We start from the raw sequence: 13,229 nt of genomic DNA, 5'->3' as shown, positions 1-13,229 counted from the left end.
AGTGGGGCGGCGTATTGTTTTGGAAAAATCAAAGGAAGGAAGATGAAAATGGAAGTCAGAACCAGATTCGCGCCCAGTCCCACCGGCTATATGCACATTGGGAATCTGAGAACGGCGCTCTATGAATATCTCATCGCCAAATCCCAGGGCGGCAAGTTTATTCTGAGAATTGAGGATACGGACCAGGAACGACTGGTGGAAGGAGCCACCGACGTGATCTACAATACCCTGCGCATGACAGGACTGCATCATGACGAAGGCCCTGATATCGGCGGGGACTACGGCCCTTATGTCCAGAGTGAGAGAATGGGGATGTACATGGACTATGCCAAGGAATTGGTGGAAAAGGGGCAGGCATACTACTGCTTCTGTACCAAGGAACGTCTGGAATCCCTGAAGGAAAGCAACGCGGAAGGCGCGGCTTTTGCCAAATATGACAGACACTGCCTGCATCTGTCCCCGGAAGAGGTACAGGCGAAACTGGATGCCGGTGTGCCTTATGTTATCCGTCAGAAAATGCCCGACAGCGGCACAACTACCTTTACGGACGTGGTATACGGTGAGATCACCGTGGACAACGCAGAGCTGGACGACCAGATTCTGATGAAGGCCGACGGCTTCCCTACCTACAATTTTGCCAACGTAGTGGACGACCATCTGATGTGCATTACCCATGTAGTCAGAGGCAGCGAATACCTGTCCTCCACGCCCAAATATAATCTTTTGTATGAAGCCTTCGGCTGGGAGCCGCCGGTGTATGTGCATCTGCCGGCTGTCATGCGGGACGCCCATCATAAGCTGTCCAAACGTCATGGGGACAAGTCCTTTGAGGATCTTATCAACGAAGGATATCTGGTAGACGCCATTGTGAACTATATTGCCCTTTTGGGCTGGAGCCCCGGAGATACCAGAGAAATCTTTACTCTGAAGGAACTGGAGGAATGTTTCGATATTTCCGGCCTCAGCAAATCCCCCTCCATTTTCGACATCAAGAAGCTGACATGGATGAATGGGGAATATATGAAGAATATGGACTTTGAGAAGTTCTACGCTCTGGCGGAGCCGAAGCTGACAGAGGCTTTGGGCGGCACCGGACTGGATCTGAGAAAGATTGCCGAGCTGCTCCAGAAAAGACTGGAAACGCTCAACGATATTCCCGGGCTGGTGGGCTTCTTCAAGGAACTGCCGGAATACGGCACAGAGCTGTATACCCATAAGAAAATGAAAACAAACGACGAGATCGCTCTGTCTTCTCTGAAGGCGGCACTGCCTGTGCTGGAGGGTCTGGCGGACTGGAACACCCAGTCCATCCATGATGCCTTGATGGCATTGGTAGGGGAGCTGGGCATCAAAAACGGTCAGCTGCTCTGGCCCGTTCGTACGGCCCTTTCCGGGGAACCCACTTCCCCCGGCGGCGCTATGGAACTGGCGGATATTCTGGGCAGGGAAGAAAGCCTGCGCAGAATCCGTGTGGGCATTGAAATGCTGGAGAAATAAACAAAATCGCAAACCCATCCTCTCAAAGAGGATGGGTTTTTCGCCGCGGGGGAAAATGAAAGAAAAGAAACGGAAATTCTTAATGATTTTGACAGGGTTTCGAAAAGAAGTTGTCATACTCCGGTGGTATACTGTTTCCAGAATCAGGAAATGGGGGCGAGGACAATGAGCAAATTGCAAATTCTGCGTATTATCGTCTGCGCGGCGCTGTTTTTCATGACCACCGTGCAGATCTATATTCTGCTGTTCGGCAGACGCCGCAAACTGGCGGGACTGCGCAGGGCGCTGGTCTATGGCGCTTTGTTTGTGGCGGTTTTTCTCATTCCTTCTTATGTCCCCGCCTCCGTTGTTCCTGATTTCCTCACGGCCGACGCGGACGAGGGAACGCCCGCCCAACTGCCGGACTGGCTGGTGTATTACAACCAGACGGAGGAGCCGTGGGCCAATGAGACCTATGGAGAAGGCGATCTGATTCAGGATACGGGCTGTGGGCCTACGGTGGTAGCCATGGCGGTCTCTTCTCTGACGGAGACGCAGGCAACGCCCAAGGAGGTAGCGGATTGGGCCTATGAAAACGGCTACTGGAGCCCCGGCTCCGGCAGTTACCATACGCTGATCCAGGACGGTCTGGCCCACTATGGGCTGGAAAGCAGTATTTTGACCAGCAAGGAAGAGGTAAAAGCGGCTTTGGAGGAGCATTACCTTGTCATTGCCCTCATGGGCGAGGGCCATTTTACCGGCGGCGGTCATTTTCTGCTGCTGTGCGATCTGCCCGACGGCAGGAACGTGGTGCTGGCAGACCCCAAGAGCCGGGAGACCACAGCGAAGCTCTGGTCCCTGAATACCATTGTCAATGAATCCAAGGCCAGCCCCACCACCGGCGGCGCCTTCTGGAAAATAGAAAAACAGGCGGTATGAGCGAAAAAAAGACCGGAGCGTCCTTTGGAAAAGGAACCTCCGGTTTTCTTTTCTGGAAAGGCGATGATGGTCAATCCAGCAGATCGTCCATCATATCATCCATGACTTCCTCCGCTTTTGCCGCCATTTTCTTCCCTTTTTTCACGACTTTGCGGTAGGTTTTCTGGTCCTGCATCAGATACCCGATGCCCATAATGGCGGCGGCGCCGCCGATAATCATGCCTGTGGCGAATTTATTCATGAGAAAAGACCTCCTTTTTTCTTTTTAGTATGGGAAAAAAGAAGGTCTTTTATGCTTTGGAATTTTTTAAATTTTATTTGCCCAGATCATGGAGGAACAGGCCGCTGCGCAGCTTTGGCTCAAACCATGTGGATTTGGGGGGCATGGTTAGTCCGGCGTCTGCCGTTGCCATCAGTTCCGCCATGGAGGTGGGGAACATGGAGAAGGCCAGGGCCATTTCGCCGCTGTCCACCCGTTTTTCCAGCTCGCCTAAGCCACGGATGCCGCCCACAAAGTCGATGCGCTTGTCGGTGCGGGGGTCGCCAATGGCCAGAAGGGGCGTCAGTACCTCTCTTTGGAGGATGGAAACGTCCAGCCCTTCCACGGGATGATCGGAGAGGATCTCTGCTTTCGCCTCCAGCAGATACCACTGGCCTGCCAGATAAAGGCCGAAGGTATGGGCCTTGGGCGGATGCACCGCTGTTTTCGCCGGCGTGATCTGGAATTTTTCCTCCAGTTTTGCCAGAAAGGCTTCTTTTGTATGGCCGTTCAGGTCTTTTACCAGACGGTTATAGTCCAGAATATGCAGTTCCTGGGCGGGGAACAGGACGGAAAGGTAGAAATTGAATTCTTCCTCGCCCGTATAGTCGGGCTTTTCCTCCCGGCGTTTCAGCCCCACCTTGACGGCGGAGGCGTTCCGGTGGTGGCCGTCGGCGATATAGAGACTGTCCACAGTCTGAAAGCTCTTTACCAGCGCCTGAATGGTATCGTTGTCATCAATGCGCCAGACCGTATGGCCGATGCCGTCCTCGGCGATAAAGTCATAGAGGGGGAATTTTTTCACTTCCGCCGCCATGATCTCCGCCGCCTGGGGATTTTCCCGGTAAGCCAGGAAAATAGGGCCGGTGTTGGCGTTCAGGGTATCCACGTGGCGGATGCGGTCCGCTTCTTTGTCCGCCCGGGTAAACTCGTGTTTTTTGATGATATTGTTCTGGTACTCGTCAATGGAGGTGCAGACCACCAGCCCTGTCTGGCTTCTGCCGTCCATGGTCAGACGGTAGAGATAGAGACAGGGGGTCTCATCCTGTATAAAAATGCCTTGTTTTTCAAAGGTTTCCAGTGTTTCCTTTGCTTTTTGGTAAACAGCGGGGCTGTAAGGGTCTGTGTCCGGGGGCAGGTCGATTTCCGCCCGGTCGATATGGAGGAAGGAATACGGTTTTCCTTTTACCATTTCTCTGGCCTCCTGGGTGTTCATGACATCATAGGGCAGGGCCGCCACTTCTTTGGCGTATGCCGGTGCGGGACGGATGCCCGCGAAAGGTCTGATGGTTGCCATAGGATGCTCCTTTCTTATTTCAGCAGGCGTACACGGCGTACGCTGGGGATGGCGTAAAGATCCTGGATCAGCTGGTTCTCATCCTCCGGCAGATTATCGCAGACGATGATGTTGTAGGCCAGCTCACCCTTGGAGTTGTTAACCATTTTGTCAATGTTGATATGGTGCTTTGTAAATACGGCGCCCAGCTGCCCGATCATGTTGACGATATTGGAGTGGGAGATGGCGATCCGTGGTTTCCCGGAATAGGGTACGATACAGCCGGGGAAGTTGACGGAATTGCGGATATTGCCGTAGCGCAGGTATTCCCGCAGTTCCACTGCCGCCATTTCGGCGCAGTTTTCCTCGGATTCCGGTGTGGAGGCCCCCAGGTGCGGAGTCACAATCACATTTTCAATGCCCAGCAGTTCCGCTGTGGGGAAGTCTGTGATATAGCGGGCGATAATGCCTTTTTCAATGGCGTCCTTCAGAGCTTCGTGATCTACCAGCCCGCCCCGGGCGAAGTTCAGCAGTCTTGCGCCTTTTTTGGTGGCCGCAAACAGCTCTTGATTGAAAGTATGTCTTGTTTTGTCGTTCAAAGGAATGTGGATGGTGATGTAGTCGGACTGGGATACCAGTTCCTCCAGCGTTTCCGCCTTATCTACGGAAGCGGACAGATGCCATGCCGATTCCAGAGTCAGGAAGGGGTCATAGCCGATGACATTCATGTTCAGGTCCAAAGCGGCATTGGCTACCTGTACGCCAATGGCGCCCAGACCGATGACGCCCAGTGTTTTTCCGGCGATTTCCGGGCCGGTAAACTGTTTTTTGCCGGCTTCTACGGCCTTTTCCACATCCTCATTGTCCTTCAGGCTCTGCACCCATGCCGCGCCGTCGATAATACGGCGGGAGGATACCAGAAGGCCTGCCAGCACCAGTTCTTTTACGGCGTTGGCGTTGGCCCCGGGGGTATTGAATACGGGGATGCCCCGTTCCGAGCATTTGTCAATGGGGATATTGTTGGTACCGGCCCCGGCGCGGGCCACACCCAGCAGGTTTTCCGGCAGTTCCATCTGATGCATGTCAAAGCTGCGCAGGATAATGCCTTCCGGGTTGGCCGCCTCCGGGTCTATGGTAAATTCCGCAGGGGGCAGCTTGCCCAGCCCCGTCTGGGAAATGTTGTTCAATGTGCGAATGGTATACATAAAAGAGATTCCTCCTTATCTGTTGTCTGCTTCAAACTGCTCCATAAAGGCCACCAGCTTTTCCACGCCTTCTCTGGGCATGGCGTTGTAGATGCTGGCACGCATACCGCCTACGGTACGATGGCCCTTCAGGTTTACAAAGCCCTGGGCTTCCGCCTCTTTGATGAATTTGGCGTTCAGCTCTTCTGTGGGCAGGACAAAAGGCGCGTTCATGAGGGAACGGTCCTTCTTTACCACGGTGCCCCGGAACAGCTGAGACTGGTCCAGAAAATCGTAAAGCAGCGCCGCTTTTTCCTCGTTGCGCTTCTGCATAGCCGCTACGCCGCCCTGGGCTTTCACCCATTCAAATACCCGGCCCATGAAATAGATGCCGTAGGTAGGCGGGGTGTTATACAGGGAATTGTTTTTGGCATGGATGTCATATTTCAGCATCGTGGGCGTAAATTCCATGGCGTTGCCCAGAAGGTCCTCCCGGATGATGACGACGGTTACACCGGCGGGCCCCAGATTTTTCTGGGCTCCGGCATAGAGCAGGCCAAAACGGGTGATGTCGATTTCCTCGGAAAGAATGGAAGAGGACATATCCCCCACCAGAGGCACATCGCCGGTATCGGGCAGTTCCCGCCAACGGGTGCCGTAAATGGTATTGTTCAGAGTAATATAGAAATAATCTGCGTCCTTCTGGAATTTCGCGGGGTCCAGTTCCGGGATACGGTCAAAGGTGGTATCCGCCGAGGAGGCCACAATATTGACCTTGCCGTAGCGGGATGCTTCCTCCGCCGCCTTTTTGGCCCACTGGCCGGTAATAACATAGTCGGCGCAGTTGTTTTTGTTCATCAGGTTCAGCGGGATCATGGCGAACTGGGTAGAGCCGCCGCCCTGCAGAAACAGAATCTTATAATTGTCGGGAATATGCATCAGATCCTTCAGATCCGCTTTTGCTTTTTCCAGAATAGATTCAAAAATTTTAGATCGATGGCTCATTTCCATGACTGACATGCCTGAGGAACCGTAACAAACGAATTCCTTCTGCGCCTGTTCCAGAACTTCCAGGGGCAGCATAGACGGTCCAGCGGAAAAATTGTAAACTCTTTTCATAAATAAGCCCTCCCTAAAATTTATTTTTGAGAATAAACAGACCCACCGTCCCAGACAGTGGGTCATAGAAAGACATTTGTACTCCCTATGAAGAAATTATATCACGGGAATAAGTTCCGTCAACCATAATCCTGGTTTTATTTGGATACAGTATGACATTTTGGAGGATCGTGCAAAAAAATGCGCCGAGGTGGGACGGAAACCGTCAAATTGAACAGACAAATGTATTTGTGATGTGGACAGGTGGCGGTTTTCTTCCGCTATACTTTGGCGCGCCTCAGCGCAGATGGGAAGAAGCACAGTCCAGAAAGGCTTTTGCCGCCGGAGAGAGGCTTTCCCAGGAAGGAAAGGAGGCGCCCAGAACAATTTCGGCGTGGGGCGTCAGGGGCAGCTTTACCACATCCGCCGTCATGCCTTCTGTAATGAGCCGGTTCATGATGCTCATGCCAAGGCCCTCGGCAATCATGGCCAGCAGGGAGAAGTTGCCGATGGTCTCGTATTTGACTCTGGGATGGAGGTCGTGGGTCCGGAACAGCTCCAGCACATCGTAATCCGCGCCGTAGGCCGGCATGATAAAATCTTCCTTTTCGCAGCGCCAAAGAGGATAGGCGGTTTCCCCGGCACAGGGGTGATCCTTCGGCAGTACGGCAATCATGGGATCTGTCTTTAGGGGGACCCAGGGTCGGGCGGAACGGCTGGGCTGGCTGTACAGACACAGGTCGATCTGATTGGTTTCCAGCAGCTGTTCCAGTTCCTGATGGATGCCTTCTTTTAAAATCAGACGGATGCCCGGGTATTCGGCTTCAAATTCCCGGATGATGGCAGGCAGCCAGCGGATGGCGATGCTGGAATAGGTGCCGATGACAAGGGTGCCTTTCTGGAGTCCGCTGATGCGGCTGGAAATCTGCTGAAAACGGTTATAGGCGCTCCGCAGTTCCCGCAGAGCCGGCAGAAGCTCCAGGGCGTTGGGCGTGGGAACGACCCCCTGTTTGGAGCGGTAGAGCAGGGGAAAGCCCAGTTCTTCCTCCAATGCCGCCAGAATATGGCTGATGCCCGAGGGGGTATAGTTTAGCTGCTGGGCGGCTTTGGTGATGCTGCCGCTTTCGATGGCCGCCAGCAGAGCGTCCGCTTTTTTCAGATCCATGGGGAGGCCTCCTTTTATCTTATACAAATCTTCATAGATAACATTATAAAATGTAAGTTTACTTTATACAAGACTTGTCGTATAGTAAAAGCAGATTCAAACGAACGGTAAGAAGAAAGGGTGGAGCCAATGGATAAGGAAAAGGCCGGGGCTTTGGTGCTGGCGGCAGGTGTGCTGTGGGGGATCATCGGTGTGTTTTCCCGCAGTCTTTCAGCGGCGGGGATCGATGCCATACAGATTACGGCACTGCGCTCTACCGTGGCGGCGGCAGGACTGTTTTTCTTCCTGTTCCTGCGGCAGCGGCAGAAACTGCGCGTTGTCTGGAAAGACCTGTGGATGTTTCTGGGAACGGGCCTTTGCAGCATCGCCCTGTTCAATATCTTCTATTTTATGACCATGCAGCGTGCGGATCTTTCCGTGGCGGCGGTACTGCTGTATACGGGGCCTTTTTTCGTAATGGTGCTGTCGGCGCTGCTCTTTGGGGAACGGCTGACGGGAATGAAGATCGCGGCGCTGTTTCTGGCGCTGTTTGGCTGCGTCTGTACGACGGGACTGATCAACGGCGGCAGTCTCAGTCCCTTGAGTATCCTGACGGGCGTGGCGTCCGGCTTCTGCTATGGACTGTACAGCATTTTCGGGAAGTTTGCCCTGAAAAAATACGATTCCATGACGGTCACGTTTTATACGTTCCTGGTGGCGGGCATAGGGCTGCTGCCCTTTGCCCGGTATGGTACTGTGGCGGCGGTGGCGGCGGAATATCCTTCTGTCATCGGGACAGTTCTGCTGCTGGGTCTTGTCAGCACACTGGCGCCGTTTTTGCTCTACACCAGAGGGCTTTCGGCTATGGAGTCGGGCAAGGCCTCTGTGCTGGCCTTCGCGGAGCCCCTGACGGCAACGGTGGTGGGGGTCTTCTATTTCCACGAGCCTATGACGCTGATGTCCGTTCTGGGGGTAGTGCTGATCTTTCTGGCACTGGTGCTGCTCCATGCGCCGATGCCTGCCTCTGGCCGTGCGTTGGCGGCGGCGGAAACAAGAAAAATACGATAATACGGAAAAAGTCTTTTCGCAGAGGGCGGAGAGACTTTTTTTCTGCGCAAGTATCGCTCCTTGCCTTCATAAAATGGTGGAAAGGAGGATGGGGACATGAAAGGAACAGGAGCCTTTGGAAAGGGCACGAAGAGGATGGCGCTTTGTCTGCTGGTGGCGGCGGGCTGCGTCCTGGGCATGGAGGAGGCGGAGGATGTGATGCTGCCGGCGGCGGCCAAGGTTATCGTATTGGACGCGGGCCATGGCGGATGGGACCCGGGCAAGACCGGGCGGACGGGACGAAATGAAGCGGAGCTGAATCTGGCGGTGACGGAAAAACTGGCCCATTTTCTGGAGCAGGGCGGGGCCACGGTGTATTTTACCCGGGTGGATGAAAACGCGCTGGGAGAGAAAAAAAGGGAGGATATGGCGGAGCGGAAGACGGTGGCTAATGACAGCGGGGCGGATCTGCTCATCAGCATCCACCAGAACGCCTTTCCCTCCTCCTCCGCCAAAGGCGCCCAGGTGTTTTACCACAAAAACAGCGAGGCGGGAAAACTGTTGGCGGAATATATTCAGGCCAGTCTGAAGGAACGTGCCGATGAGGAAAATACCAGACAGGCCAAGGCCAACGGGGATTATTATGTGCTGCGGACTACGGAAATCCCGGCGGTGCTGGTGGAGTGCGGTTTTCTTTCCAATGAGGAGGAGGAACGGCGGCTCAACGAGGAGGAATACCAGGAACGGGTGGCCTGGGCCATTTACTGCGGTATCCTGGAGTATTTTTCCCAGACGGAAGGGGGCGGAGGTTTACAGGGGGACAAAAAGCGGATATAATGGGAAAAACGAAATTTCGCGAGGAAAGGAACGAAATACCCATGGAAAAGGATTTTATGGCGCTGGGGGTCTCCGAGGCCCTGCAAAAAGGACTGGCGGCCCAGCGGATCACAGTGCCCACGCCCATACAGGAAAAAATGATCCCGGCCATCGCCGGAGGACAGGATGTGATCGGACGGTCGGAAACAGGCTCCGGCAAGACTCTGGCTTATTTGCTGCCGTTGTTTATGAAGATTGATCCTCAGGTGAGAGGAACCCAGATCATGGTCCTGACGCCGACCCATGAGCTGGCGGCCCAGGTACACCGGCAGGCGGAACTGCTGGCCCAGAACAGCGGTCTGGACATCCGCAGTGCCCTTATTATCGGTACGGCGGGCATCCGGCGGCAGATGGAGCGGCTGAAGGAAAAACCTCAGATCGTCGTAGGCTCCACGGGAAGAATACTGGATCTGATCCGAAAGAAAAAGATACAGGCCCATCTGGTAAAGACCATCGTGCTGGACGAGGGGGACCGGCTTATGGATGACGGGAATCTGGCTTCTGTGGAAGCGGTCATCAAGACCACCCTCCGGGACAGACAGCTGGTGCTTCTTTCCGCCTCCGTCAGTGAGGAAGCGGAGAAACGGGCCAGAGGATTGATGAAAGAAAACGTGATGTTTGTGGAGGGCGGCGCCCAGACGGGGGCTGTGCCGGAAAACATCGACCACTACTTTATCCTGACGGCGCCCAGAGAGAAATTTGTCATGCTGCGCAAGGTGCTGGCGGGAGAAAAGCCGGAAAAAGCCATGGTATTTCTCAACAACCCGGAAAATATCGAGGTGACGGTGGACAAGCTCTGCTATCATGGTATTGCCGCCGCCGGGATCTATGGCCTGGCGGGGAAAACGGACCGGAAAAACGCGCTGGAGGACTTCCGTGCGGGACGTGTTCGGGTGCTGGTGGCCTCCGACATCGGGGCCAGAGGGCTGGATATCCCCGGCGTGACCCATGTTATCAATCTGGATATTCCCGAGGACCCGACCCATTACCTTCACCGGGCGGGCCGCTGCGGCAGACAGCAGGCCAAAGGCACCGCCATTTCCATTGTGACGCCCTATGAGAGACGATGGATTCATAAATATGAGAAGGCATGGGGGCTGAAGTTCCGTCAGAAGGACATGGTGGGCGGAAAGCTGGCCGACAGCACCAAGACAAAGAAGGATCTGGAGAAAAAAGGCGGGAAACAGCCTGCGGGCGCATCGGGAGGAAAGAAAAAAGCGGCTGCCCCAAAGCCTCCTTTCGCGAAAAGAAAAAAATAATGGAAAAACCCTGTTCCACCGCAAAAAAAGATTGTGCAAATGCAAGGAATACGGTATGATAAAAAAGAATAAAATAACGTCCCAAAGGGGAAGGAGGAAATAAGATGAGTGAACATTGTGGCTGCGGCTGTGGACATGACCACGATCATGAGGAAGAAATCATGGATCTGGAAACCATGTTCCTGACGCTGGATGACGATACGGAAATGGAATGCGGCATTTTGGGGATCTTTGAGGTAGAAGGTCTGGAAGGCAAGGAATATATTGCCCTGCTGCCTTTGGAGGATGAGACAGTCCTGCTGTACGAATACAAGGAGGCAGGCGACGAGATCGAACTGAACGTGATCGAGGACGATGACGAGTTTGATAAGGTTTCCAACGCATTCTACGATATGTACGAAGACGAGGAAGAATAAAAAACGGAAGTATGGGCGAAGGAAGGGCGCTTTTCCTTCGCCGGTTTGTGAAGACGGGGCGGGGACATGGTTTCAGTGCCCGTCTTTCTTTTTCGGGGGAAATATCAAATTTTAGGAGAGATTGCCAATGAAAACAAAACGACTGAGCGCCATGGCTATGGCAGCTATGCTGGGGGTGCTGCTGGCGCCGGGCAGAGCCGCTTATGCGGCGGAGGCCGGATGGACGGCGGAAAACCCGCTGATCGCCCACGCGCTGGGGGAATATGACGGAAAGATCGAGACCAATTCCAAGGAAGCCTTTATTGCCTCCTGGGAAAACGGCTACCGGGTGCTGGAGGCGGATTTTATCTATACTTCTGACAACGCGCTGGCGGTGCGCCATGACTTTGATAAGGACGGTTCCTATTACCGACTGGAGATTCGGCCCAGCGGTTCTCTGGAAATGAGCTCCCAGGCCTTTCAGCAGAACCCGATCATTTATGAGCAGACGCCTATGATGGCGGCGGATCTGCTGTATCTGATGGCGGAATATCAGGATGTGTATCTGGTGACGGATACAAAGGACACGGATGAGGCCACGGTGAAAAAGCAATTTGCGGATCTGAAAAAGATCGCGGAAAATATCGGCCATCCGGAGGTGCTGGATCGGATCATTCCCCAGATTTATAACGAGAGTATGCTGACCTGGGTAAAAAGCGTTTATGATTTTCCACAGTGGATCTATACCCTGTACCAGGCGGGAACGGTGGATTACGCCGAAACGGCCCAGTTCTGCGCCGACCATAATATCGGTGTGGTGACCATTGAAAAGAGCAAGGTGACGGCGCAGATTGTGGAAACCTTCCGGGCTAAGGGCATTCAGGTCTATGCCCATACGGTGAACCGGTATTTACAGTTTGAGGATCTGCTGGTTATGGGCGTCAGCGGCATTTACACCGACAGCATCAAGCCCTATGAGCTGGATTGGGTGGGGCTGTCCAACAGCAGGAGTATTGTCCAGAAGCAGGTGAAGCTGAAAAACAGCGAGTTTACGCTGGACACCATAGATATTATGGGTGTGGAATATGTGCGTCTGCGTGATTTTGCCGCCATGATGTCATCGGCGGGGGGCGGCTTCAGCGCCGTGTATTCTCCGGACAGCGATACGCTGGCTTTGAAGAGCAGCGGTAAGTTTACCACGTTGGGCAACGAACTGCTTCTGACGGACAGCGACCATCTCATTACCCAGAAGGCGGACAATCTGCTGACCTATAACGGCGACGCGGTGACTATGCAGGGCTATACCGTAGACGGAGACCTGTTCTATCCGCTGCAGGAGCTTCTGCGGATGACGGACCGCCATATTACCCAGACAGAAACCGGCTTTGTGATCCAGACGGGAGCCGCTGTGGAAGAGGCACAGGCACCGGCGGAGGACGCAAACGCGGCGGCGGAAACGGAAGAAACGACAGCCTCCGCTCCGGCGGAAGAAACCACAGTACCGGCGGAGGACGCGGAGCCTGCGGCGGCACAGGTTGACAGTGAATAAAAATCGTGTTATTCTTGAAAAAACAGAAACTGGTATTTTTGCTGGGGGTGCCGCGTCGGCGGCTGAGAATCGGAATGGGTTCCGATACCCTTATTTCACCTGATCCGGATCATACCGGCGGAGGGAAGCGTATTTCAGACGGACAGGCGCAGCAAAGGCGAAGGGAATTCGCGGCTGCGCTTTTTCTATGAAAATCCGCGGCAGTCCCGGCAGATAAGAAGAAAGGGGAACAAGCGGATGAAAACGAAAAAAATGGCGGTCTCGGCAATGTTTATCGCGGTAGGCGTGCTGGTGGGGAATGTGATCTATATTCCTGTGGGCGCTTCCAAGTGCTTTCCCATTCAGCATACGCTGAATGTGCTGGCGGCAGTATTTCTGGGGCCTTTTTACGGCGTTGTCAACGCCTTCTGCATTTCGCTGCTGCGAAATGTGCTGGGAACCGGCTCCATCATGGCCTTTCCCGGCAGTATGGTAGGCGCCTTGCTGGCGGGGATCATTTTCCGCATGACGAAAAACCGCTGGGCCACAGCGGCGGCGGAGGTTCTGGGTACCGGCGTACTGGGCGGACTGCTGGCGGTGCCTTTGGCGGTACTGACCACAGGACAGGAGGCCAGCGTGTTGCTGTATGTGCCTTCCTTCCTGCTCAGCTCCTTCGGCGGCAGCGTCATTGCCATGATCTTGCTGAAATCCGCGCATTTTGTCAGCGCGGTGAAAAAAAGCGTATAAA

At 54.2% G+C, this 13,229-nt stretch carries 13 protein-coding genes and 1 riboswitch; of the genes, 8 read left to right on the top strand and 5 right to left on the bottom strand.

The window, feature by feature from the left end:
• Positions 1-42 precede the first annotated feature (42 nt).
• Both gltX and H9X84_RS09615 read left to right on the top strand, forming a co-directional pair.
• The gene (gene gltX, locus H9X84_RS09620) at positions 43-1,497 is read left to right on the top strand and encodes a glutamate--tRNA ligase (protein WP_334298080.1); all 1,455 of its coding nucleotides are present in this window, start codon (positions 43-45) and stop codon (positions 1,495-1,497) included.
• A 165-nt stretch (positions 1,498-1,662) separates the two neighbouring features.
• Entirely contained in the window at positions 1,663-2,415 is a 753-nt protein-coding gene (locus H9X84_RS09615; protein WP_205134141.1) for a C39 family peptidase, read from the top strand.
• Positions 2,416-2,485: 70 nt separating this feature from the next.
• On the opposite strand, the gene H9X84_RS09610 is transcribed toward H9X84_RS09615, so the two are convergent.
• The 5 genes from H9X84_RS09610 to H9X84_RS09590 all read right to left on the bottom strand — a co-directional run bounded on the left by H9X84_RS09610 (position 2,486) and on the right by H9X84_RS09590 (position 7,397).
• Positions 2,486-2,656 (bottom strand): hypothetical protein, encoded by a 171-nt coding sequence (locus tag H9X84_RS09610; protein WP_205134140.1) that lies wholly within the window; start codon positions 2,654-2,656, stop codon positions 2,486-2,488.
• A 73-nt stretch (positions 2,657-2,729) separates the two neighbouring features.
• Positions 2,730-3,971 (bottom strand): DUF1015 domain-containing protein, encoded by a 1,242-nt coding sequence (locus H9X84_RS09605; protein WP_205134139.1) that lies wholly within the window; start codon positions 3,969-3,971, stop codon positions 2,730-2,732.
• 14 nt (positions 3,972-3,985) lie between these two features.
• Positions 3,986-5,155, bottom strand: coding sequence for a 3-phosphoglycerate dehydrogenase family protein (locus H9X84_RS09600; RefSeq protein ID WP_205134138.1), 1,170 nt, complete (start codon positions 5,153-5,155; stop codon positions 3,986-3,988).
• Between the two features lie 15 nt (positions 5,156-5,170).
• Positions 5,171-6,253 (bottom strand): 3-phosphoserine/phosphohydroxythreonine transaminase, encoded by a 1,083-nt coding sequence (gene serC, locus H9X84_RS09595; RefSeq protein ID WP_205134137.1) that lies wholly within the window; start codon positions 6,251-6,253, stop codon positions 5,171-5,173.
• Between the two features lie 277 nt (positions 6,254-6,530).
• Positions 6,531-7,397 (bottom strand): LysR family transcriptional regulator, encoded by an 867-nt coding sequence (locus H9X84_RS09590; RefSeq protein ID WP_205134136.1) that lies wholly within the window; start codon positions 7,395-7,397, stop codon positions 6,531-6,533.
• A gap of 129 nt (positions 7,398-7,526) precedes the next feature.
• Here H9X84_RS09590 and H9X84_RS09585 point away from each other — a divergent pair, with 129 nt between their 5' ends.
• The 6 genes from H9X84_RS09585 to thiW all read left to right on the top strand — a co-directional run bounded on the left by H9X84_RS09585 (position 7,527) and on the right by thiW (position 13,228).
• Entirely contained in the window at positions 7,527-8,444 is a 918-nt protein-coding gene (locus H9X84_RS09585; RefSeq protein WP_205134135.1) for a DMT family transporter, read from the top strand.
• Between the two features lie 96 nt (positions 8,445-8,540).
• Entirely contained in the window at positions 8,541-9,260 is a 720-nt protein-coding gene (locus H9X84_RS09580) for an N-acetylmuramoyl-L-alanine amidase (RefSeq protein ID WP_205134134.1), read from the top strand.
• 41 nt (positions 9,261-9,301) lie between these two features.
• Positions 9,302-10,558: a DEAD/DEAH box helicase gene (locus tag H9X84_RS09575; protein WP_205134133.1), complete on the top strand. Its 1,257-nt coding sequence runs from the start codon at positions 9,302-9,304 to the stop codon at positions 10,556-10,558.
• A 104-nt stretch (positions 10,559-10,662) separates the two neighbouring features.
• Positions 10,663-10,974 carry a DUF1292 domain-containing protein gene (locus tag H9X84_RS09570; protein WP_205134132.1) on the top strand — a complete coding sequence of 104 codons (312 nt, stop codon included), beginning with the start codon at positions 10,663-10,665 and terminating at the stop codon, positions 10,972-10,974.
• Positions 10,975-11,101: 127 nt separating this feature from the next.
• The gene (locus tag H9X84_RS09565; RefSeq protein ID WP_205134131.1) at positions 11,102-12,502 is read left to right on the top strand and encodes a phosphatidylinositol-specific phospholipase C/glycerophosphodiester phosphodiesterase family protein; all 1,401 of its coding nucleotides are present in this window, start codon (positions 11,102-11,104) and stop codon (positions 12,500-12,502) included.
• 33 nt (positions 12,503-12,535) lie between these two features.
• A riboswitch (TPP riboswitch) is annotated at positions 12,536-12,645 on the top strand.
• 94 nt (positions 12,646-12,739) lie between these two features.
• Entirely contained in the window at positions 12,740-13,228 is a 489-nt protein-coding gene (thiW, locus tag H9X84_RS09560) for an energy coupling factor transporter S component ThiW (protein WP_205134130.1), read from the top strand.
• Position 13,229 lies beyond the last annotated feature (1 nt).

The sequence above is a fragment of the Anaerotignum lactatifermentans genome (genome assembly GCF_016902535.1).
Taxonomy (GTDB): domain Bacteria; phylum Bacillota; class Clostridia; order Lachnospirales; family Anaerotignaceae; genus Anaerotignum; species Anaerotignum lactatifermentans_A.
The sequence above is the reverse complement of the archived record's forward strand: the minus strand, read 5'-3'. Positions and strand labels throughout refer to the sequence as shown.

What these genes read in the sequence shown, in the direction of transcription:
- thiW (WP_205134130.1), top strand. Translation starts at nt 12,740, where the DNA reads ATGAAAACGAAAAAAATGGCGGTCTCGGCAATGTTTATCGCGGTAGGC.
- serC (WP_205134137.1), bottom strand. Translation starts at nt 6,253, where the DNA reads ATGAAAAGAGTTTACAATTTTTCCGCTGGACCGTCTATGCTGCCCCTG.
- H9X84_RS09610 (WP_205134140.1), bottom strand. Translation starts at nt 2,656, where the DNA reads ATGAATAAATTCGCCACAGGCATGATTATCGGCGGCGCCGCCGCCATT.
- H9X84_RS09565 (WP_205134131.1), top strand. Translation starts at nt 11,102, where the DNA reads ATGAAAACAAAACGACTGAGCGCCATGGCTATGGCAGCTATGCTGGGG.
- H9X84_RS09585 (WP_205134135.1), top strand. Translation starts at nt 7,527, where the DNA reads ATGGATAAGGAAAAGGCCGGGGCTTTGGTGCTGGCGGCAGGTGTGCTG.
- gltX (WP_334298080.1), top strand. Translation starts at nt 43, where the DNA reads ATGAAAATGGAAGTCAGAACCAGATTCGCGCCCAGTCCCACCGGCTAT.
- H9X84_RS09590 (WP_205134136.1), bottom strand. Translation starts at nt 7,397, where the DNA reads ATGGATCTGAAAAAAGCGGACGCTCTGCTGGCGGCCATCGAAAGCGGC.
- H9X84_RS09600 (WP_205134138.1), bottom strand. Translation starts at nt 5,155, where the DNA reads ATGTATACCATTCGCACATTGAACAACATTTCCCAGACGGGGCTGGGC.
- H9X84_RS09605 (WP_205134139.1), bottom strand. Translation starts at nt 3,971, where the DNA reads ATGGCAACCATCAGACCTTTCGCGGGCATCCGTCCCGCACCGGCATAC.
- H9X84_RS09615 (WP_205134141.1), top strand. Translation starts at nt 1,663, where the DNA reads ATGAGCAAATTGCAAATTCTGCGTATTATCGTCTGCGCGGCGCTGTTT.
- H9X84_RS09580 (WP_205134134.1), top strand. Translation starts at nt 8,541, where the DNA reads ATGAAAGGAACAGGAGCCTTTGGAAAGGGCACGAAGAGGATGGCGCTT.
- H9X84_RS09570 (WP_205134132.1), top strand. Translation starts at nt 10,663, where the DNA reads ATGAGTGAACATTGTGGCTGCGGCTGTGGACATGACCACGATCATGAG.
- H9X84_RS09575 (WP_205134133.1), top strand. Translation starts at nt 9,302, where the DNA reads ATGGAAAAGGATTTTATGGCGCTGGGGGTCTCCGAGGCCCTGCAAAAA.